Annotated in this window: 18 protein-coding genes; 8 read left to right on the top strand and 10 right to left on the bottom strand. The window is 72.2% G+C overall.

What is annotated here, in order from left to right; translation table 11 throughout:
* Nucleotides 1-7: 7 nt before the first annotated feature.
* Nucleotides 8-943, bottom strand: a complete 936-nt coding sequence (locus OHA17_RS21085; RefSeq protein WP_406507885.1) for an alpha/beta hydrolase — start codon at nt 941-943, stop codon at nt 8-10.
* A gap of 183 nt (nt 944-1,126) precedes the next feature.
* Here OHA17_RS21085 and OHA17_RS21080 point away from each other — a divergent pair, with 183 nt between their 5' ends.
* Nucleotides 1,127-2,002 carry a GyrI-like domain-containing protein gene (locus tag OHA17_RS21080; RefSeq protein ID WP_406507884.1) on the top strand — a complete coding sequence of 292 codons (876 nt, stop codon included), beginning with the start codon at nt 1,127-1,129 and terminating at the stop codon, nt 2,000-2,002.
* Between the two features lie 15 nt (nt 2,003-2,017).
* Here the strand turns inward: OHA17_RS21080 and OHA17_RS21075 are convergent, their stop codons facing one another.
* Genes OHA17_RS21075 through OHA17_RS21060 form a run of 4 tightly spaced genes read right to left on the bottom strand, consistent with a single transcriptional unit; the run spans nt 2,018 to nt 5,782 of the window.
* The gene (locus OHA17_RS21075; protein ID WP_406507883.1) at nt 2,018-2,725 is read right to left on the bottom strand and encodes a GntR family transcriptional regulator; all 708 of its coding nucleotides are present in this window, start codon (nt 2,723-2,725) and stop codon (nt 2,018-2,020) included.
* Nucleotides 2,726-2,778: 53 nt separating this feature from the next.
* Nucleotides 2,779-4,260: an FAD-dependent oxidoreductase gene (locus OHA17_RS21070; protein WP_406507882.1), complete on the bottom strand. Its 1,482-nt coding sequence runs from the start codon at nt 4,258-4,260 to the stop codon at nt 2,779-2,781.
* Nucleotides 4,241-4,555, bottom strand: a complete 315-nt coding sequence (locus tag OHA17_RS21065) for a (2Fe-2S)-binding protein (protein WP_406507881.1) — start codon at nt 4,553-4,555, stop codon at nt 4,241-4,243. The genes OHA17_RS21070 and OHA17_RS21065 overlap by 20 nt, the downstream gene beginning before the upstream one ends.
* Nucleotides 4,556-4,612: 57 nt before the next feature.
* Complete coding sequence (locus tag OHA17_RS21060) at nt 4,613-5,782, bottom strand: NAD(P)/FAD-dependent oxidoreductase (protein ID WP_406507880.1); 1,170 nt, start codon at nt 5,780-5,782, stop codon at nt 4,613-4,615.
* A 243-nt stretch (nt 5,783-6,025) separates the two neighbouring features.
* Between OHA17_RS21060 and OHA17_RS21055 the strand changes: the two genes are divergently transcribed.
* The 5 genes from OHA17_RS21055 to OHA17_RS21035 are packed head-to-tail and all read left to right on the top strand — an operon-like array spanning nt 6,026 to nt 11,744.
* Nucleotides 6,026-7,774 (top strand): ABC transporter substrate-binding protein, encoded by a 1,749-nt coding sequence (locus OHA17_RS21055; protein ID WP_406507879.1) that lies wholly within the window; start codon nt 6,026-6,028, stop codon nt 7,772-7,774.
* A 13-nt stretch (nt 7,775-7,787) separates the two neighbouring features.
* Nucleotides 7,788-8,723: an ABC transporter permease gene (locus OHA17_RS21050; protein WP_406507878.1), complete on the top strand. Its 936-nt coding sequence runs from the start codon at nt 7,788-7,790 to the stop codon at nt 8,721-8,723.
* Nucleotides 8,720-9,709: an ABC transporter permease gene (locus OHA17_RS21045; protein ID WP_053726484.1), complete on the top strand. Its 990-nt coding sequence runs from the start codon at nt 8,720-8,722 to the stop codon at nt 9,707-9,709. Before OHA17_RS21050 ends, OHA17_RS21045 begins: the two co-directional genes overlap by 4 nt.
* Nucleotides 9,706-10,722, top strand: a complete 1,017-nt coding sequence (locus OHA17_RS21040) for an ABC transporter ATP-binding protein (RefSeq protein WP_406507877.1) — start codon at nt 9,706-9,708, stop codon at nt 10,720-10,722. Before OHA17_RS21045 ends, OHA17_RS21040 begins: the two co-directional genes overlap by 4 nt.
* Complete coding sequence (locus OHA17_RS21035; RefSeq protein WP_406507876.1) at nt 10,719-11,744, top strand: ABC transporter ATP-binding protein; 1,026 nt, start codon at nt 10,719-10,721, stop codon at nt 11,742-11,744. The genes OHA17_RS21040 and OHA17_RS21035 overlap by 4 nt, the downstream gene beginning before the upstream one ends.
* A 200-nt stretch (nt 11,745-11,944) precedes the next feature.
* Here OHA17_RS21035 and OHA17_RS21030 read toward each other — a convergent pair whose 3' ends face one another.
* The 5 genes from OHA17_RS21030 to OHA17_RS21010 form a co-directional block, all read right to left on the bottom strand.
* Nucleotides 11,945-13,090, bottom strand: a complete 1,146-nt coding sequence (locus OHA17_RS21030) for a Dyp-type peroxidase (protein WP_406507875.1) — start codon at nt 13,088-13,090, stop codon at nt 11,945-11,947.
* Between the two features lie 340 nt (nt 13,091-13,430).
* On the bottom strand, nt 13,431-13,673 hold the full coding sequence (locus OHA17_RS21025) for a hypothetical protein (protein ID WP_406507874.1): 243 nt from the start codon (nt 13,671-13,673) through the stop codon (nt 13,431-13,433).
* A 50-nt stretch (nt 13,674-13,723) separates the two neighbouring features.
* Nucleotides 13,724-14,827, bottom strand: a complete 1,104-nt coding sequence (locus tag OHA17_RS21020) for a protein-L-isoaspartate(D-aspartate) O-methyltransferase (protein WP_406507873.1) — start codon at nt 14,825-14,827, stop codon at nt 13,724-13,726.
* Nucleotides 14,828-15,058: 231 nt separating this feature from the next.
* A complete protein-coding gene (locus OHA17_RS21015) occupies nt 15,059-15,406 on the bottom strand; it encodes a DUF6415 family natural product biosynthesis protein (RefSeq protein ID WP_406510776.1) in 348 nt (115 codons plus the stop codon).
* Nucleotides 15,407-15,609: 203 nt separating this feature from the next.
* Nucleotides 15,610-16,338 (bottom strand): GntR family transcriptional regulator, encoded by a 729-nt coding sequence (locus OHA17_RS21010; RefSeq protein ID WP_406507872.1) that lies wholly within the window; start codon nt 16,336-16,338, stop codon nt 15,610-15,612.
* A 56-nt stretch (nt 16,339-16,394) separates the two neighbouring features.
* Here OHA17_RS21010 and OHA17_RS21005 point away from each other — a divergent pair, with 56 nt between their 5' ends.
* Nucleotides 16,395-17,213: a class I SAM-dependent methyltransferase gene (locus tag OHA17_RS21005; RefSeq protein ID WP_406507871.1), complete on the top strand. Its 819-nt coding sequence runs from the start codon at nt 16,395-16,397 to the stop codon at nt 17,211-17,213.
* Nucleotides 17,214-17,472: 259 nt separating this feature from the next.
* Nucleotides 17,473-19,116: a sigma-70 family RNA polymerase sigma factor gene (locus OHA17_RS21000; protein ID WP_406507870.1), complete on the top strand. Its 1,644-nt coding sequence runs from the start codon at nt 17,473-17,475 to the stop codon at nt 19,114-19,116.
* The last annotated feature ends 26 nt before the right edge of the window (nt 19,117-19,142 follow it).

The raw sequence follows: 19,142 nt of genomic DNA, 5'->3' as shown, positions 1-19,142 counted from the left end.
AACCGGCTCAGTCGAGCAACGACCCGAACTCTCCGTACAGCTCCCCCACCGCCGCCTCCACCGCCGCCGACTTCGTATCGAAGTTGAGGAAGCCGTGGATGAGACCCGGGTACCGGTGCACCCTCACCACCACCCCCGCCGCGCGCAGCGCCTCCGCATAGGCCAGCCCCTCGTCCCGCAGCGGATCGCACTCCCCGCAGCCGATGACCGCCGGGGCCAGGCCCGCGAAATCCCCCGCGAGCAGCGGGGAGGCCGGGGCCCGGCCGCCCGCGGCGACATCGTCGCCGAGGTAGAGCCGGATGTCGTTCTCGACCTCCGCCGTGGTCAACAGGTATCCCGTCGCGTTCTCCACCCGCGAGGGGTGGGAACCGGCCCCGCTCAGGTCCGTGCACGGGTAGGCCAGCAACTGTGCCGCCAGCGGCCGTCCCTCGTCGCGGAAGGCGAGCGCCACCCCCGCCGCCAACCCCGCCCCCGCGCTGTCGCCCGCCACGGCGAGCTTGCCCGCGCCGTAGTCGGCGACGGCGTCGGAGACATGGCTCGTCACCGCCACGCAGTCGTCGAACGCGGCCGGGAAGGGGAACTCGGGCGCCAGTCGGTACGCCACGCTCACCACCACCGCCCCCACGTCGCGGCAGAGTCGGCGGCACACCCCGTCGTGCGTGTCGAGGTCGCCGACGACGAAGCCCCCGCCGTGGAAGAACACGACGGTCGCCATCGGGTCCGTGGCCGTCTCGGGCCGGTAGACCCGTACCGGCACCCCCGCCACCCGGTCGTCGTCGACCGAGCCGACCGCGAGGGGCGGGTCGGGCGCCACGGCGAGCGACAGCATGCGGTTGCCCGCCCGCATCTCGGCGACGGACGGCGGGGTGTCGGGCCCCGGCCCGTCGACCCCGAACCGGTGCAGCAGCGCGGCGATCTCCGGGTCCATCGGCGTGGGAGGCATGGGAGACATGGGATCGGCCTTCCGTCACGTACACCTACCGGCATCCCCCGACCCGTCCAACATAGGCAGCACCGGGCCCGCCGGGCTCGTTCAACGACCCGATCGGGGCGGGCACAGAATGTCGGGTCGGGCGGGGTGGCCCGCTCCTAGCGTGGAGCGCGTAAGCAAGGAAGGGGGGCCGGGATGCTGAAGCGGCTCAACCAGGCCATGGACCACATCGAGGACCGGCTCCACGGGGAGATCGACGTGGGCGAACTCGCCCGCATCGCGATGACGTCGCAGTACCACTTCCGGCGGCTGTTCTCCGCGCTGGCCGGGATGCCGCTGTCGGAGTACGTGCGGCGCAGGCGGCTGACCGTCGCGGGCGCCGAGGTGCTCGCCGGGCAGCGCACGCTGCTCGATGTCGCGGTGCGGTACGGCTACACGTCGGGCGAGGCGTTCGCGCGGGCCTTTCGTGCCGTGCACGGCGTCGGCCCCGGCGAGGCCCGCCGCACCGGCGCGGCCCTGCGGTCCCAGCCCCGGATGTCCTTCCGCCTCGTCGTCGAAGGGAGCACCAGCATGCGGTACCGGGTCGTGGAGAAGGAAGCGTTCCATCTGGTGGGGAGGAAGGCGCGGGTTCCGCTCGTGCACGAGGGGGTCAACCCGGCCATCGCCGAGTTCATCCGGAGCGTCGGGCAGGAGACGGCGCTGCGCATCCACCACCTGTCCGACCAGGAGCCCGACGGCATCGTCTCGGCCTGCGACGACCTGGACCCCAGTCGGGCCGAGGGCACCGAACTCGACTACTGGCACGCCGCGTTGACCCGGGCTGACCCGCCCGAGGACCTCGACTCGCTCCTCGTGCCCGCCGGCACGTGGGCCGTCTTCGAGAACACCGGCCCGTTCCCTCAGGCGCTCCAGCTCCTGTGGCGGGACGTGTTCACCCAGTGGTTCCCGTCCAACCCGTACCAGAGCCGGCCGGGCCCGGAAATCCTGCGCACCCGCCCGTCGGAGGTCGGCGACACGACGGACGCGGTGCTGTGGATACCGGTCGAGCGGACCGGGCCCGGGGACTCGTAAACGGTACGGGCGGGCTCAGCGGCCCGCGCCGAGGCGGCGCTTCGCCTTGGGGTCCGCGGCCTCGCTCCGCGCCCACAGGGAGCGGACGTGGCCGAGGTGACGGGTCATGCACTTCTCGGCGGCGCGGGCGTCACCGGCCAGCATGAGGTCGAGGAGCTCGACGTGTTCCTCGGCGGAGGGGATGAGCTCGTCGCGCTGGTCGAGGGCGGTCAGACCGTACAGGCGGGAGCGCTTGCGCAGGTCGCCGACGGTCTCGACCAGGCGCTCGTTGCCGCCCAGGGCGAGCAGCGAGAGGTGGAACCGCCGGTCGGCCTCCAGGTAGCCGATGAGGTCGTGGTCGCGGGCGGCCCGCACGATCTCCTCGGCGACCGGCCGCAGCGCTTCGAGGTCGGCGCGGTCGGCGCTGCGGGTGATGCGGCCGACCATGGGGACCTCGATCAGCGCGCGGATCTCCGTGTACTGGTCGAGGTCGCGCTCGTTGACCTCGGTGACCCGGAACCCCTTGTTGCGGACGGGCTCCACAAGACCCTCGCGCGCGAGGTCGAGCATGGCCTCGCGCACGGGGGTCGCGGAGATCCCGAAGTCCTCGGCGAGGCCGGGCGCCGAGTAGACCTGGCCGGGGCGGAGCTCGCCGGAGATCAGCGCGGCGCGCAGCGCGTGAGCGACCTGGTCGCGCAGCCGCTCGGTGGTGGTGATGACCTTGCTCTGCTTCAGGTGACCCATGCTGCTGTTCCTCCGTACCGAGCGGAGACCCAGAGTACAATGTCACGTTGCTTTTAGGGGTCGGTCCCGTCGGGGGGAGGCTCCGGAGACAGGCCCGCCAGCACCCCCAGCGGCACCGGCGTCGCGAACGGGCGCCGTTCCGAGGGGGGTTCGGCGCCGCCCGCCAGGCAGGACACCGCCGTCCCGCACGTGCGGCCCTGGCACCAGCCCATGCCGGCCCGGGTCAGGAGTTTGACCGTACGGGCGTCGCGGGCGCCGTAGTCCTGGACCGCCTCGCGGATGCGGCCCGCGGTCACCTCTTCGCAGCGGCACACCTCGGTGTCGTCGGGGAGCCAGTCGGCCCAGCCGGGGCCCGGCGCGTGGGTGGCTGCCATTGCTTCGGCGAAGGCACGCAGTCTGGTGCGGCGGGACTTCAACTGCCGCACGCGCCCGCCCGGTCCGGGGTTCCTGCCGAGCCTGGCCGCGATTGCGCGCGCCGCCAACTCCCCTTCCGTACAGGCGAGTTGGGCGCCGCCGATGCCGCCGGGCTCGCCCGCCGCCCAGAGTCCGCGTACGGAGGTTTCCTGGCGGGCGTCCAGGGCGAGAGCGAGGGCGCCGTCGGGGGTGGGGCGGGTGGCACAGCCGAGGGTGGTGGCCAGTTCGATCCCGGGGACGAGGCCGTGGCCGACGGCCAGCGCGTCGCAGGCGATCCTGCGTCCCGTGCCCGGCACCGGCCGCCACTGCCCGTCAAGGCGCGCGACGGTGACGGCCTCGACCCGCTCGGCACCGTGCACCTCGGTCACCGCGCTGCGGGTCCGCAGCGCGACCCGGTGGCGCAGCAGTACCGCGCCGTGCGTCACGGCCTCGGCGAGCTTGTGCGGGTTGGCGGCGAGCGCACGGGGGTGGCGGGCGTACCCCAGATATCCGGACGCCTCGATCACGGCCGGGACCTCGGCACCGGCCTCGGCGAGCGAGGAGGCGGCGGCGAGGAGCAGCGGCCCGCTCCCCGCGACGACCACCCGCTTCCCGGGCAGCACGAGCCCGCCCTTGAGCATGGCCTGGGCGCCACCGGCCCCGACGACCCCGGGCAACGTCCAGCGGGGAAAGGGGAGTTGCCGCTCATAGGCCCCGGTGGCGAGCAGCACGGCCCGCGCCCGGACCCGTACCGGCCGCTCTTCGCCGCCGTCGGCCCCGGTCACGGCGTGCACCGTCCACTCGGCGTCGCCGCCGCCTCGCTCAACGGTCCAGACGTGGTGCCCGGACAGGTGCGAGACGTCGCTCGCCTCAAGGCGCTCCCGCAGGTCCGCGAACGCGTTCCAGTCGTGGTGCAGCCGCTCGGGGTGTGCGGCGCGCAGGGCGGGAGCGGGCTGCCGGTAGAACTGCCCGCCGATCCGGTCGGAGAGGTCCAACAGGGCAACCCGCAGGCCGAGTTCGGCGGCGGTGACAGCCCCGGCCAGCCCGGCGGGCCCGGCCCCGACGACGGCGAGGTCGTACGGTTCGCCCCGCTGCGCAGGGCCCCCGTCGGGCCCGGGTGATTCAGACAGCGAGTCCGGCACGGCCGTCCCCTTCCTGCGTGGTGATCTCGTCGCCGGGCCCCGCAGCCACCAGGCAGGCCCTCCGGTTGGGCACCCCGTTGATCACCGCGAGGCACTCGTAGCACTGGCCGATGCCGCAGAACGCACCCCGCGGTCGACCGCCTTCCCGGGTCGTGCGCCAGGCCAGGATGCCCGCCGCCCACAGCGCCGCGGCGACGGTCTGGCCCGGCAGCGCGGACACCGCGCGACCGTCGACCCGGACCTCGAACGCCGGGCCCGGCAGCGCCCCGGCGAGTTCCCTGGGGGTTCGGGCCACCGTGGCCCTCCTTTCCTGGCGATGCGTTGAAACGGATGACGGATGACGGATGACGGGTCAGGCGTCGGCGTCGGCGTCGGCGTCGAAGCGTCCTGGGTCGAACGGGTCTATTTTCAGCGGGAGTTGGGCCCCCGTGAGGCACCCCGCGATGATCCGCCCGGTCGCCGGGGCGAGCCCGATTCCCGCCCCCTCGTGCCCGCACGCGTGCAGCAGTCCGGGCACCCGCGGGTCGGGCCCGATCGCCGGGAGGTGGTCCGGCAGATACGGGCGGAAGCCCGCGTACGTACGCATCGTCCGGACGCCGGCGAGGACGGGGAAGAGGACCGTCGCCCCGGCCGCCAGGCGGCGCAGGACCTCGACGGACAGCGTCCGGTCGAAGCCGACGCGTTCGCGGCTCGCGCCGATCAGGACCGGGCCCGCCGGGGTGCCCTCGACCACGGCCGAGGTCTGGAGCGCGGCCGAACCGCTGGCCACGTCGGCGACGTAGTCCGCCGCGTACACCTTGTGCCGCACCACGCGCGGCAGCGGCTCGGTGACCAGGACGAAGCCGCGCCGGGGCAGCACGGGCAGCAACACCCCGGCGAGGCGGGCGAGTTCGCCGCCCCAGGTGCCGGCCGCGTTCACCACGTGCGGGGCGTACCGCACGCCGGAGGCGGTCCGCACCCCCCGCACCGCGCCGCCCGGCCCGGTGAGCAGGCCGGTGACCTCCTCGCCGGGCCCTAGCCGGACCTCGGCGCCCGAGGCGCGCAGCAGGTGGGCGGCGGCGAGGGCGGGCATGACCTGGGCGTCCTGGGGATAGTGGAAGCCCCCCGCGAGACCCGGCGCCAGGTGTGGCTCCAGGTCGGGCAGCCGGTCGGCCGCCACCTCGCGTACGGTCACGCCCGCCTTCTCCTGGCCCGCCGCGAAGGTGCGCAGCGCGGCCAGACCCGCCTCGTCGGAGGCGACGACGAGGCCCCCCTTGGGTTCGTACTCGACCCCGCGCGGCAGCAGCTCGGCGAGCTCCTGCCACAACTGGGCCGAGAACAGGGCGAGTTCGAGCTCCGGGCCCGGTTCCTTGTCGGAGACGAGGAGATTGCCCTCGCCCGAGCCCGTGGTGCCGCCCGCCACCGGGCCCCGGTCGAGCACGGTGACGCGCAGGCCGGCCCGGGCCGCGTAGTAGGCACAGGCGGCCCCCACGACCCCCGCCCCGACGACGATGACGTCCGGGGCGCTTCTCGTGGAGCTCATTGATCTCGCAGACACCTCTGTAATATTTCACATGGCACTGGCTCTGCCAAGGACCTGCCCCCGGCCAACTCCCGCAAGGCCCCACCGGGCTTCGCGACCCCGTACCGCACGGCCAAGGACGGATAAAAGAGTTCCCGACACCTTGTCAGTGCAATTTCACATTACTATGTTACGGGTCACATTCCAGCAGTCGGCCTCCTCGGGCGGGCAGCTGTCCGAACCTGTTTCACGGAGTGACCACTGATGAACAAGCGCACCTGCACCGCCCTCGCCGTCGCCCTCGCGGCGACGCTCACCCTCGGCACGGCCGGCTGTTCCGGGGGGAAGCACACGGGCGCGGGCGAGGGGGGCGGCAAGAACCCGGCCGTCGCGAACGTGGGCAAGGTCGTCGGTGGCACCCCGGTCAAGGGCGGCACCCTCACCGTCCTGTCCAACCAGGACTTCACCCACCTCGACCCGGCCCGCAACTGGGTCATGAGCGACATGGACTTCGGCACCCGGCTGCTCTACCGCACCCTGGTGACCTACAAGGCGGTCCCCGGCGCCGGCGGCAACCAGCTGACGCCCGACCTCGCCACCGACCTCGGCACCTCCTCCAACGGGGCCCGCACCTGGACGTTCCACCTCAAACAGGGCCTCACCTACGAGGACGGCTCACCCATCACCGCGCAGGACGTCAAGTACAACGTCGAGCGGTCCTTCTCCCCCGACCTGCCCGGCGGCGCCGACTACGCGGCCCGCTACCTCACCGGCGCCGAGGGCTACCAGGGCCCCGCCCAGGGCAAGCACCTCGACTCCATCAAGACGCCCGACGACCACACGATCGTCTTCGAACTCCGCAAGCCCTTCGCCGAGTTCCCCAACGCCACCGTCATGCCGACCTTCGCGCCCGTGCCCAAGGCCCAGGACAACGGGCCCAAGTACGACAACAGACCCTTCTCGTCGGGCCCGTACAAGGTCGAGTCGTACCAGCGGAACAAGCAGCTCACCCTGGTCCGCAACACCCACTGGGACCCCGCCACCGACCAGGTCCGCAAGGCGTACCCGGACCGCATCGTCGTGACGATGGGGCTCAAGGCCACCCAGATCGACGACCGCCTCATCGCCAGCCAGGGCGCGGACGCCTCCGCCGTCTCCTGGGGTGCGCTGCGCCCCGAGAGCGCCCCCAAGGTCCTGACGAACGCGTCCGTGCGCTCACGCCTCCTCGCGGAGTCCACCAACTGCACCGACATGGTCCAAATGCACACCGGGCGCGCCCCGTTCACCGATGTGAAGGTGCGTCAGGCAGTGATGTACGCGCTCGACAAGGACGCGGTGCTCACCTCGTCCGGCGGGCCCGCGTTCAACGACCTGTCCACCGCGTACATGCCGGCCACCCTCTTCGACGGCAAGCAGCCCGACACCCTCAAGATCCCCACCACCGGTGACGTCGCCAAGGCCAAGGAGCTGCTCAAGGAGGCGGGCAAGCCGGGCGGGTTCGAGACGAAGATGACCGTCTCCACCGGCGACAAGGGCCGCGCCGAGGCCATCCAGGAGTCGCTCGCGAAGGCCGGGATCAAGGTCACCATCGAGACCGTCGACCCGTCCGCGTTCTACGCCACCATCGGCGACGTCAAGAACCGCACCGACATCCTCTACACGGGCTGGTGCCCGGACTACCCGTCCGGCTCCACGTTCCTGCCGTTCGTCTTCGACGGCCGCTACATCAAGGAGAAGGGCAACCAGGGCAACCACTCCATCTTCCGCGACGACGCGACCATGAAGCGGGTCGACGAGATCTCGGCGATGACCGACGCCAAGGCCGCGGCCCAGGCCTGGCAGCAGCTCGACGGCGAGATCCTCACCAAGGCCCCCGCCGTCCCGGTCCTGGTGCGGCGCTGGCCCCTGGTGCTCGGCACCAACATCGCGGGCGGCTACGGCCAGACGTCCTTCGGCGGGCAGCTCGACTACGCCACGGTCGGGCTCAAGAACCCTGCCAAGAGCGGGAACTGAGGCTCGTCCGACCATGACCAGCACTCTGCTGAAACCGCCGGCCCCCGCGGCCGGCCGGGGGCCGTGGCAGCTCGCCCGCGAGGAACTGCGCCGCCGTACCTCTGTGAAGATCTCCCTCGCCGTCGTCGTCCTCTTCCTCCTCATGGCGGCCGGCGCCCCGCTGCTCGGCGCGCTCGGCGGCTGGTCGCCCGACGAGTTCGACAAGACCGCCATCGACCCCTACCTCGGCGGCCAGCCACTCGGCCCGCTCGGCGGGATCTCCGCCGACCACTGGCTCGGCGTCGAACCCGTCACCGGCCGCGACCTGTTCGCCCGCGTCGTCTACGGCGCCCAGGTCTCCCTGCTCATCGCCCTGACCGCCACCGCGATCGTCGTCGTCGCGGGCACCGCCGCCGGGATCGCGGCCGGCTACTTCGGCGGCCGCACCGACACGGTCCTGTCCCGCTTGATGGACCTCACCATGTCCTTCCCGTCCCTCATCTTCATGATCGCGATGATGTCGGTGGCCAAGGACGTCAACCGCATCCTGCTGATGACTGCCGTGATCGGCCTGTTCGGCTGGCCCGGCATCGCCCGCGTCGTACGCGGCCAGACGCTCTCGCTCAAACACCGCGAGTACGTGGACGCCGCCCGCGTCGGCGGCTCAGGACCCTGGCGCATCCTGACCCGCGACATCCTGCCCGGGGTCGCCGGGCCCGTCATCGCGTACACCACGCTCATCGTCCCCGGCATGATCGCCACCGAGGCCGCGCTCAGCTACCTCGGCGTCGGCGTGCGCCCGCCCACCCCGTCCTGGGGCCAGATGATCGCCGAGAGCGTGTCGTTCTACGACACCGACCCGATGTACTTCGTCATCCCGAGCGCCTGCCTGTTCCTGACCGTCCTTGCCTTCACCCTGCTCGGCGACGCGCTGCGCGACGTCCTCGACCCGAGGGGCAGCCGCACATGACCCGCTACCTCGCCCGCCGGATCCTCGGCGTCATCGGCGTGCTCATCGCGATCGCCGCCGTCACCTTCACCATCTTCTACGTCCTGCCCTCCGACCCGGCGGCCGCCGCCTGCGGCAAGTCGTGCAGCGCCGAGCGCCTGGAGGCGATCCGCGCCCACATGGGCCTGGACCAGCCGCTGTGGCGCCAGTTCTGGGACTTCGCCTCCGGGATCTTCACCGGCCGCACCATGGGCACCGGCCAGTACGCGCTGCACTGCGACTTCCCGTGCCTGGGCTACTCGTACGAGAACAGCGAGTCGGTGTGGAGCCTGCTCATGGACCGGCTGCCCGTCTCCGCCTCGCTCGCGCTCGGCGCGGCGGTGCTGTGGCTGCTCCTCGGCCTGTCCGCGGGGGTCGCGGCGGCCCTGCGCAAAGACACCTTCACCGACCGCGCCCTGATGGTCGGCGCGGTGGCCGCGGCCTCGATGCCGGTCTACTTCACCTCGGTCATGCTGATCTACGGCCTGATCCGGGTGGCGGGCCTGCTCCCCTACCCCCAGTACGTGTCCCTCGCCTCCGACCCCGTGCACTGGGCGTCCAACCTGCTCCTTCCCTGGATCGCGCTCGCCATCCTGTACGCCGCCATGTACGCCCGGCAGAGCCGCAGTTCGATGATCGAGACGATGGCGGAGCCGTACATCCGCACTGCCCGCGCCAAGGGCCTGCCGCGCCGCACGGTCGTCGTCAAACACGGCCTGCGCTCCGCGATGACCCCGATCCTGACCCTGTTCGGCATGGACCTGGGCGGGCTGCTCGCGGGCGCGGTCATCACCGAGTCCATCTTCGGCCTGCCCGGCATCGGCCGGCTCTTCTACGGCGCCCTGTCCACCGGCGACCAGCCCGTCATCCTCGGCGTGACGCTGCTCGCCGCGACCTTCATCGTCGTCGCCAACCTGGCCGTCGACCTTCTGTACGCGGTAGTCGACCCGCGAGTGAGGCTGCGATGAAAGCTCCCGAACCAACCCCTGAACTACTCCTGTCCGTACGGGAGTTGAGCGTGACCTTCCCCACCCCTCGGGGTCCGGTACGGGCCGTGGACTCGCTCTCCTTCGACGTGCACCGGGGCCGCACCCTGGGCATCGTCGGCGAGTCCGGATCCGGCAAGTCCGTCACCTCGATGGCCGTGCTCGGCCTGCACACCGGCGCCGAGGTCACCGGCTCCATCACCCTGGACGGGCAGGAACTGGTGGGCCTGCCCGAACGCGCCCTGAACCGGGTGCGCGGCCGCCGCATCGCGATGATCTTCCAGGACCCGCTGTCCAGCCTGCACCCGTACTACACGGTCGGCGAGCAGATCGCGGAGCACCACCGGGTGCACTTCAACTCCGGCCGTGCGCAGGCCCGTAAGCGGGCGGTGGAGATGCTGGCGGAGGTCGGCATCCCGGAGCCGGCGCGACGGGCGGGCGAGTACCCGCACCAGTTCAGCGGCGGCATGCGCCAGCGCGCGATGATCGCGATGGCCCTGGCTTGCGAGCCGGAGCTGCTCATAGCGGACGAGCCGACCACGGCCCTCGACGTGACCGTCCAGGCCCAGATCCTGGAACTGCTCGCCCGCCTACAGGAGGAACGGGGCCTGGCGGTCGTGATGATCACCCACGACCTGGGGGTGGTGGCCCGGGTGGCTCACGAGGTCCTGGTGATGTACGGGGGCCGGGCGGCCGAACAGGCCCCGGTGGACGACCTGTTCGCCATGCCGGCCCACCCCTACACCCGAGGCCTGCTGGACTCGCTCCCCCGCCTGGACGACAGCGACGACGCCCCCCTGCGGGCCATCCCGGGCAGCCCGCCCTCCCTGCTCGACCCGACCCCGGGCTGCGCGTTCGCACCCCGCTGCCCGCGCGCGGCGGGCGCCGGTCCGGATGTGCGGGAGCGCTGCGAGACCGAGCGCCCCCTGCTGGGCGGCCCCGTCGGCCACCCGGTGGCCTGCCACCTCCCCGCGTACGAAGGCGTAGCGTCATGAGCGATGTCCCCACTGCTACTACTACTGCTACTGCCGCTGCTACCGCTGATACTTCTCAACCCCTGTTGTCCGTACGGGAGTTGAAGATGCACTTCCCGGGCCGGGGCAGCCGCTCGGCGCCCGTCCGGGCGGTGGACGGCGTGAGTTTCGACGTGGCGGCGGGCGAGACGCTGGGTCTGGTCGGGGAGTCGGGCTGCGGCAAGTCGACGACGGGCCGCATGATCGTGCGCCTCCTTGAGCCGACGTCGGGAACGATCGCGTACGAGGGCCGCGACATCAGCCGCCTGAACCGGCGCGGGCTGCGACCGGTGCGCAAGGACCTCCAGATGGTCTTCCAGGACCCGCACTCCTCCCTGAACCCGCGCCAGACGGTGGCCCGGATCATCTCCGATCCCCTGTTGGCACATGGCGGTTCGGCAGCGGTTGCGCGCGCCCGTGCGGTTGAGCTGATGGATCTGGTGGGGTTGATTCCCGAGCACATCGACCGTTACCCGCACGAGTTCTCGGGCGGCCAGGCCCAGCGGATCGGCATAGCCCGGGCGCTGGCCCTCGACCCGAAGCTGGTGGTGGCGGACGAGCCGGTCTCCGCGCTTGACGTCTCCGTCCAGGCCCAGATCGTGAACCTGATGGAGCGGTTGCAGAAGGAGCTGGGCCTTGCGTACTTGTTCATCGCGCATGACCTGTCGGTGGTGAAGCGGGTGTGTGACCGGGTGGCAGTGATGTATCTGGGGCGGGTGGTGGAGATCGGCGCGAAGGAGCGGGTGTACGGGGCGCCGGCCCACCCGTACACCCAGGCGCTGCTGTCCGCGGTGCCGTTGCCGGACCCTGCGGCTGAGCGGGCCCGCGAGCGGATCACGCTGCTGGGAGACCCACCGAGCCCGGCTTCGCCGCCGTCGGGGTGCACGTTCCATCCGCGCTGCGCGCGGGCGGCCGCGGTTTGCCGTACGGAGGCGCCGGTGCTGCGGGTGGTGGGGCCGGGGGAGGGCCGGGAAGTGGCATGCCACTTCCCGGGCGCGGGCTGACCCTGGTGCGGGGTGCGCTGGGGCTCCGCCCCAGACCCCGTTCGCACCTTAAGGGCGCTCGTCCTCAAACGCCGGACGGGCTGAAATGCCCTGGTGCGGGCCAGCACCACCCCGCTAGGGGCGCGGGGAACTGCGCGACCAGCCCCCACCGGCCCGCACCCGAAAGGCGCACCCGAATCCCTCGCACCCCCAGCGGAGCGTCAGAGCACCCCGCTGCCGAGCGGCCGATTGGGCAGCACCGCCCCCGGCAGCACGTAAAACAGCGCCGAACCATAGTGCTCGGCAAAGGAGTTGAGGGCGTCGCCCGCGACGAGCCGCTGCTGGACCCGCACGAAGAGCGCGGGGTCCTTCATATAGGCCAGGAAGAGCAGCCCCCGGTCAGCGGGACTGTTCTCGTAGGAGTAGCCGCGCCGCAGCATGCGGGCACCGTCGTCGAGCCGGGGGTTCGCAAGCCGCACGTGCGCGTCGGAGGGCAGAACGTAACCGCCCTCCGGGGTCCGCGCGTCCAGGTCGGCCTGGACGCGCTCCGCCCCGCCCCCCAACGGCTCACCCCCACGCCTGCGCCGCCCGATGATCTGCTCCTGCCGGGCGACGGGCAGCCGCCCGAACTGATCGGCGCGCAGCCGTACCCGGCGTACGACGAGGAAGGTGCCGTCCACGTACGGACCCTGCCCCGACAGCCACACCCAGCGCTCGCTCTCTGCGGCGGTGGGATTCGTCGACCCGTCCTTGAAGCCGAGCAGATCGCGCGGGGTCTCGCCGTCGCGCAGGGACGTGAAGGGACTGGACTGCCGCCCGGGCAGCTCGGCCGGCAGGAACCCGGCCTGCCGCCAGCGCGGCTGCAGCACCCCCGTGCCGGCGCCCGCGAGCAGCCCGGCGGCCCGTTCGCACGCCCACGGGTCCCCCGCGCAGATCTGGACCCCGATCTCGCCGCCGCCGGCCCCCGCGTCGAGGTGCTCCCCGTCGAACGCGGGCAGCTCCCGCAGCTCCTCGGGCGCCCCGACGCCGAGCCGCGCCGGCAGCGCGGGCCCGATGCCGACGGTCGCGGTAGCCCCCGCTTCGAGCCCGGAGAGCGCCTCGCTCCACCGCGCGAGCAGCCGCCGCACGGCGTCCCGCCCGGGGGCTCCGCGAGTGCCCGGCGTGAGGTCGTAGGAGAGGAAGAGCGCGTGCTGGGTCCGCGGTTCGGTCACCCCGGCCTGCCGGACGGGCCCGCGGGGCGCCCCCTGAGCGGGCCGCCGCGGGCGCTCGCGCGGGGGTGCGGAGTCGCACCCGCTCAGCACGGAGGCCACGGGGAGGGTGGCGAGGAGGGTGCGGCGACGGATCCTGGTGGGCCCGGGTGCACTCAAGTCATCGTACAAAACAGTACATTCCGTGAGAAAGGTGCTGCGCACGATACACCTGCGGCGCCGGGCCGCCTTGCTTTCTCAGCTCTGCGTGCCGCAGCGGGCCGCCCGGGGGGAGCGGCACACGTACGCCCAGGTCCGAGCCGAACGGCGACCTAAGGGGCGCGGGGAGCTGCGCGACCAGCCATCCACGGTCCGCAGCCGGACCATCCACACCCCCGGAGGCCACGCGGCGGAGCCGCAGAGTGTCACAGCGGGAAGGGGCGGGGCGGGGCATCCCGGGGTCTGGGGCGAAGCCCCAGCGCACTCCGCCCGCCTCCAACTCCGGCCATACGCCCGGTCGTTACCGCTCCCCCAAGGGATTGACGGGCGGCGGCGGGGCATCCGGGTCGTCCTCGGCGACGGGGAGGGGCCGATGCCCCTCGGACCAGTGGTTGGACCAGCCGCACACCCCGCACGAATACCGCCCGTCCAACCCGGCCAGCTCGGTACCGCACCGCTTGCACTGCGTGTACGTGATGTCCGGCGTCGGCGCGCTGCCGGCCACCGGAGGCCGTCCGGTCCCGGATCCGGAGATGTGGCTCATGCGCCGGAGCGTACCCAGCACCGCACCGCGGTCCTGGCGATTCTCACCAGTCAGGACGTAATCCTGTTGGCGGGCTCGTCCAGCCACACGAACTCGCCCTCGGGCGTGGCGGTCAGCCCGAACCGCTCCCGCGCCGGACGCCCGTACTGGTCGAACTCCCTTACCGCCGAGGCGACTTCGTCCCAGAGTCGGCGAGGCCCGTACTGCTCGGTCTCGAACTCGTCACGTCCGTCCACGTACTCGACGGTCGCCCACGACTTCTCGTCGTCGGCGAGCAGCCAATACGTGGCCTCGGCCGGGGCTTCCTCGCCGCCATGGACGAGCTGGGGCCAGGCGCCGGGAACCTTCCGGGAGAGGTAGAACTCAGCATCCGCGTCACGGGCGAGGTCGTACGGGTTGATGCGGGTGGTGCCGGTGTCGCCCTGTTCCCGGTGGTACACGTCCGCGATCGCCGCCATGCGTCCGCGCTGCTGCCGGGCCCACATGAACGCCGGGTTCCCCGTGAAGCGGCCCAGCCCCTCGCCGTCGGCGACATCCAGGACCAGGAAGCTGTACGAGTGGAACGACTCGCCGTACGGAGTGACGATCCGGCCTCCGTCCGCCGTCTGCGCGAGGAGGTGGCGCCCGAGCGTGCGCAGCGTGCAGGTCCCGATCACCTTGTCGAACGGCGCCCGCTGGGGCCGGCCGAGGAGGCCGTCGCCGTGGAAGGCGTGCGGCCGGTACCCGGCGAGGCGGAGGTGCCGGCGGGCCCGCAGGTACAGCCCCTCGTCCTGTTCTGCCGTGGTCACCTGCTCGTCGCCGCACTGCTCGGACAGCAGGGCCGCGTTGTAGCCGGTGCCGGTACCCAGCTCGTACACCCTGTCGCCGGGGCGGACGTCGGCGAGGGCCAGGGTCTCCAGCATGACGGACGGCTTCGACGACGAGGAGGTGGGAAAGCCGTGGCCGCCCGGCCTGCCGTCGTCCCACTGGATGACGACCGGGGTGTCCGAGTACACCGCGTCCAGCCAGGCCTGCGGGGCGGAGTGCCGGTCGAGCTCGCGGGTCCTGTCGGGGATGAACAGGCCCCGGTCGACGGCCCGTACGGCCTTCGCCCACTGCGGCGGCAGAACGCCCTCGCCTTCGAGGGCGTCCGCGAGGTGCTGGGGGTTCGTCATGGCCGGGCTCATTTCTTCGGGGCCGGCGGGCTGGGCGGGGAGGGCAGGTTCGGCGGCCTGTCCCGATGCCCGTCCTGCGGGGCGGTGTCCGGCTTCCCGCTGTGCTTCCCTCCTGGCATTTTTCCTCCAACTACGTCGCGATGTCTGGCAGTTGAGCGCTGCGGGGTTGACCACGGGAAGCCGCACCCGGAATGCGGACCGGAAGCGCCAGCCGCTCCTGCTCCGCGCCGGTCACCGGGCTCCGCCCTTCGCAGCGCCGGCGTCGGCCAGGACTTCCAGGAAACCCCGCACCGTCCGGGCCAGCGCCCGCAGATAGGTCCACGCGCCGAGCGGGACGGGCCGGGGGCCCTGCGCAATCAGGTCGCCCCAGTCGCGCAGCACCGCATCTGACCGCCGGGTCCGGTTCGTCGGCGGCAGGGCCCGCACCGATGCGTGCAGGCGCTCGCCGTGATTCCGGATGGTCACGGTCAGGCGGCCGATCTCCAGCGGGCTCGGCTTGAACTGGAATCCGACAAGGACCCGGTCGCAGTCCAGCGCGGCAAGCTCCCGCTCGGTGGGCGTCAAAGGCTTCGCGTCCATTGCGTTCACGTCTGCCCCAACTCGTCGGCAGTGCAGGCGAGTTCTTGACAACGGGCAGCATCGGTCACGTCCGGTTCATGCACTTCTCCGGTGTCGACTGAGCAGGCACGGCATGGGCCGCAACTCACACATTGGACCGGTGGACCGGTCCAGTCAAGAAGGTTGACCGAACCCCACCCGTACGGATTTCAGTTGATGAACCGTCAGCAGCCGTGCCCCATGGGGTAGCTCTCCGTCTCCTCCCACAGGTCACCCGGGGTGACGCCTTGTTCCACGGCGATTGCCCGGTTGCCCTGGTCGTAGGCGGTGTGCAGAACGACTGCCACAGCGAACGGGCGCTCGCGCTCCAGGAGTTGGGACTCCTCCTGGGTCGCCAGCCGGACCGTCTTCGTGTCGACACCTCGCACCGGGCCGCGGCCGGTCATCCGGGTGACGTACCGGGTGGTGCCCTCGGCGATCTGGGCCGTCTGCTCCAAGCGGGGGCATGCATCCGCGATCTCCGAAGAGAACCAGGCCTGCACCACGGAAAGCGGTGCGCCGTCCGCGAGACGCACCAAGCGGTCGCGTCGCAGCCCCAGCGCATCGCTATGCAGCCCGAGGGCAACTGCGATCCTCTCCGGGGGAACCGCCCGGGTCGGCGCGCCCAGGATGTCGAAGGCCCGGCCGCCCTCCGTCCTGGCCGTGCCGGCCTTGCGCCCGCCGGCCGGGCGGGCCAAGGGGAGCTGTGTCACCCGAAAACCCTGCCCCTGTCGGGCGGTCACAAGGCCGTCGGCCATCAGGGTGTCGTACGCCTTGATCACGGTGGCCCGGCTGACGTCCCACTGCGCGCAGAGGTCGCGCTGGGATGGGAGGAGGTCGTCCGCTCCGAACTCGCCGTCGGCGATCCTTGCCCGCAAGGAATCGGCGATCTGCTCGTACTTCAGGACGGCCATTTCATCTCTCCTCGGACAGTGGACAGGTTGACCGGTCGGGGTGGACGATCCGGACCATGACATCAGACCCCGTACTCGCCCCGGAAGTCCTGGCCTTCTACACGGAGACGATCGACGAGTCGGTCCGCCTGACGTCCAGCGCCGACGGCGCGCTCGAACTGATCCGCACCCAGGAGATCCTGCGGCGCCACCTTCCGCCCGCGCCGGCCGGCGTCCTCGATGTCGGCGGCGGGCCCGGCATCCATGCCCAGTGGCTGGCCGAGGCCGGGTACACGGTGCACATCGTGGACCCCGTGCCCCGCCATGTCGCGCAGGCGCCCCTCGGCGTCACGGCCGAGGTCGGTGACGCCCGCAAGTTGTCCGCGGCCGACGACTCCCAGGACGTCGTCCTTCTGCTCGGCCCGCTCTACCACCTCCTGGAGCGGGAGGAGCGGGACCGGGCCATCGGCGAGGCGCTGCGCGTCGTGAAGCCGGGCGGGCTCGTCGCGGCCGCCGCGATCGGGCGCTATGCCTCGCTCTTCGAGCACGTCGCCACCACGCTGCTCGATGTCGAGCGCGTCCACGACGCCGTCTTCGACATCCTCAGGACGGGGCGGCACGACCCCGGTCGCAAGGGGTTCACTGCGGCCTACTTCCACACCGCCGAGTCGCTGGCCGAGGAGCTGACGGAGGCCGGTGTCGTCGGCGTGCGGGTGATCGGGATCGAGGGGCCGTCCTGGGGCGCGCTGAAGGCGGCCGAGGTGCACGGCAAGGCGTCGCTGCGGGACTCGGCGATGTTCCGCGCCGCGCTCGCCGCGGCCCGGCTCGCCGAGCCGTACCCCGAGCTCCTGTCGGCCAGCTCCCACATGCTGGCGGTGGGGCATGCGCCTGGGTGACCCGGATGGCGAGGCCCCGCCCTGTGGGCGCGACCGGCCGCCCACCGTCCTCACCCGACCAGCCCAACAAGCGTGACGAGGCCCACACCCCTCACCACCCCCGCCCCGGGGCACGGCCCCCACCAGCCAGAACCCGTCAGAACCTGTCACGCATCAGCCGGTATCCATCACCAGATTTCTGTTATCCGGTCACGGCCGGACTGTTCTCCTCTCCGTCGGGCCAGTTAGGTTCGGTCGATGCCGGGGAGAGTGGACGAGCGTGATCAGTGAACAGGTAGCCGCGGTGGTCGTCGCGGCCCGGGCCGGGGATCAGCGGGCGCGGGACGAGCTCGTCGCCGGGTATCTGCCGCTCGTGTACAACATCGTCGGCCGCGCCCTGAACGGGCACGCCGACGTCGACGACGTCGTGCAGGAGAGCCTGCTGCGCATGCTCGACGGGCTCGGCTCGCTGCGCGACCCGGAGGCCTTCCGGTCCTGGCTGGTCGCCGTCACCATGAACGAGATCCGGCGGTACTGGCAGGGACATCGCCGTACGCCCGTCGACGGCGGACTCCAGGACGCCTACGACGTCGCCGACCCCGGCGCCGACTTCGTCGACCTCACCATCGTCCAGCTCGGGCTTTCCGGGCAGCGCAAGGAGGTCACCGAGGCCACCCGCTGGCTGGAGACCGACGACCGCGCGCTCCTCTCGCTGTGGTGGCTGGAGGCGGCCGGCGTACTCACCCGGGGCGAGGTCGCCTCCGCGCTCGACCTGTCCCCCGAGCACGCCGCCGTACGCATCCAGCGCATGAAGGGCCAGCTGGAGACCGCCCGCGTCGTCGTCCGCGCGCTCGCCGGGATCGAGCGCTGCGGCGAGCTCTCCGGGCTCGCCCTCTCCTGGGACGGCCTGCCCTCCGCCCTCTGGCGCAAGCGAATAGCCCGGCACGCCCGCACCTGCGCCGTCTGCTCCGGGCACTGGAGCGGGCTCATACCCGCCGAGGGGCTTCTCGTCGGCCTCGCTCTCGTACCAGCCATGGCGACGGCCGGTCTGCTGGCCGCGCTGCACGGGCAGACGCCCGATCTGCAGACCGCCGCCCACGCCACCACCCAGCCCACTCCTCAAGCCCCGCAAGCCCCGCGAGGCACCCACGCCGCCCACAAGCGCCGCGGCCCCGCCTCCCGGCGTGACCGGCGCGACCAGCGGGCGCGGCGGCGGCGCCGGGCCGCCGCCGTCATCGCCGGGGTCGCCGCGGTCGCCGCCCTCGGCGGGGCCTTCCACTTCTTCACCGACTCCGGGACCGACGCGTCGCACGCCGTCGCCGACGCCCCCGCCACCACCACCGAGGCCGCCGCCGACGGGGTCGGCACCAAGCCTGTTCCGCCGTCCCCCTCTAGCTCCAACTCCCTTGCCAAGGCCAGCAGTTCACCCTCTCCCAGCGCCAAGCGCCCGGCTCCGCCCGCCAAGCCCTCCTCGCGCCCCGCGCCGCCCAAGCCCAGCCCCAGCACCAAGCGCGCGGCTCCCAGCACCGACTCCGGCCAGCCGGCCGCCGTCCAGGACGTGCTCGCGCTCGTCAACTCCGAGCGCTCCAAGGCTGGTTGCTCCGCGCTCACCAGCAACCCCAAGCTGTACGACGCCGCGCTCAAGCACTCCGAGAACATGGCCGCGCAGAACTTCTTCGACCACACCGACCCCAGCGGCGCCGGGCCCGGCGAGCGCATCACCGCCGCCGGGTACAAGTGGAGTACGTACGGCGAGAACATCGCCCGGGGGCAGGCCGACGCGGCCGCCGTCATGGACTCCTGGATGCACAGCCCCGGGCACCGCGCCAACATCCTGAACTGCGCGTTCAAGGAGATCGGGATAGGGGTGCACTACGGCTCCGGTGGCCCTTGGTGGACGCAGGACTTCGGCACTCAGGGTTAGACCCACGAACAACGGCGGGCCCGGGT

It is taken from the genome of Streptomyces sp. NBC_00212, assembly GCF_045206365.1.
GTDB lineage: Bacteria > Actinomycetota > Actinomycetes > Streptomycetales > Streptomycetaceae > Streptomyces.
Note: the sequence above shows the minus strand (reverse complement) of the source record. Positions and strands in the feature narration are given on the sequence as shown.

Coding starts and splice junctions, on each gene's coding strand:
- OHA17_RS21085 (WP_406507885.1), bottom strand. CDS start 943: ATGCCTCCCACGCCGATGGACCCGGAGATCGCCGCGCTGCTGCACCGG.
- OHA17_RS21080 (WP_406507884.1), top strand. CDS start 1,127: ATGCTGAAGCGGCTCAACCAGGCCATGGACCACATCGAGGACCGGCTC.
- OHA17_RS21075 (WP_406507883.1), bottom strand. CDS start 2,725: ATGGGTCACCTGAAGCAGAGCAAGGTCATCACCACCACCGAGCGGCTG.
- OHA17_RS21060 (WP_406507880.1), bottom strand. CDS start 5,782: ATGAGCTCCACGAGAAGCGCCCCGGACGTCATCGTCGTCGGGGCGGGG.
- OHA17_RS21055 (WP_406507879.1), top strand. CDS start 6,026: ATGAACAAGCGCACCTGCACCGCCCTCGCCGTCGCCCTCGCGGCGACG.
- OHA17_RS21050 (WP_406507878.1), top strand. CDS start 7,788: ATGACCAGCACTCTGCTGAAACCGCCGGCCCCCGCGGCCGGCCGGGGG.
- OHA17_RS21045 (WP_053726484.1), top strand. CDS start 8,720: ATGACCCGCTACCTCGCCCGCCGGATCCTCGGCGTCATCGGCGTGCTC.
- OHA17_RS21040 (WP_406507877.1), top strand. CDS start 9,706: ATGAAAGCTCCCGAACCAACCCCTGAACTACTCCTGTCCGTACGGGAG.
- OHA17_RS21035 (WP_406507876.1), top strand. CDS start 10,719: ATGAGCGATGTCCCCACTGCTACTACTACTGCTACTGCCGCTGCTACC.
- OHA17_RS21025 (WP_406507874.1), bottom strand. CDS start 13,673: ATGAGCCACATCTCCGGATCCGGGACCGGACGGCCTCCGGTGGCCGGC.
- OHA17_RS21020 (WP_406507873.1), bottom strand. CDS start 14,827: ATGACGAACCCCCAGCACCTCGCGGACGCCCTCGAAGGCGAGGGCGTT.
- OHA17_RS21015 (WP_406510776.1), bottom strand. CDS start 15,406: ATGGACGCGAAGCCTTTGACGCCCACCGAGCGGGAGCTTGCCGCGCTG.
- OHA17_RS21010 (WP_406507872.1), bottom strand. CDS start 16,338: ATGGCCGTCCTGAAGTACGAGCAGATCGCCGATTCCTTGCGGGCAAGG.
- OHA17_RS21005 (WP_406507871.1), top strand. CDS start 16,395: ATGACATCAGACCCCGTACTCGCCCCGGAAGTCCTGGCCTTCTACACG.